At 66.1% G+C, this 345-nt stretch carries 1 protein-coding gene and 1 pseudogene; both read right to left on the bottom strand.

Going from position 1 to position 345, the window contains the following annotated elements; genetic code table 11:
• Positions 1-162, bottom strand: a pseudogene (locus tag HX846_RS40205) (phenylacetic acid degradation protein PaaD); the annotation flags it as partial.
• A gap of 14 nt (positions 163-176) precedes the next feature.
• Positions 177-345: enoyl-CoA hydratase-related protein (locus tag HX846_RS38810; RefSeq protein ID WP_256740568.1), on the bottom strand; the 169-nt coding region annotated here is incomplete at its 5' end.

The following is a 345-nucleotide window of genomic DNA, read 5'->3' as shown; positions in this document are numbered from 1 at the left end:
GCCGTGGCCCTGGATCATGTCGGCGCGCACGCTCATGCCCAGTCGTGCGCAACCCGGCGCCACCGAGAGCAGGCGCATGCCCATGCCCTGGCTGGCGGCATCGCGGCTGAACATGGCCTGGGCGCACTGGTTGGCCAGGTTCATGGCTTCATGGTTGGTCATGTGGTGCGCTCCTTTCAGCGGCCCTTGAAGCTTGGGCTGCGTTTTTCCATGAAGGCGGCGACGCCTTCGCGGTAATCCTCGCTGCGCCCGGCCAGGCGTTGCAGGTCGCGCTCCAGCTCCAGTTGTTGGTCAAAGCTGTTGCTCAGGCTGGCGTTCAGGCTGCGCTTGATCAGCGCCAGGCCG

The organism is Pseudomonas sp. K5002 (assembly GCF_013386655.1).
Taxonomy (GTDB): Bacteria; Pseudomonadota; Gammaproteobacteria; order Pseudomonadales; family Pseudomonadaceae; genus Aquipseudomonas.
Note: the sequence above shows the minus strand (reverse complement) of the source record. Positions and strands in the feature narration are given on the sequence as shown.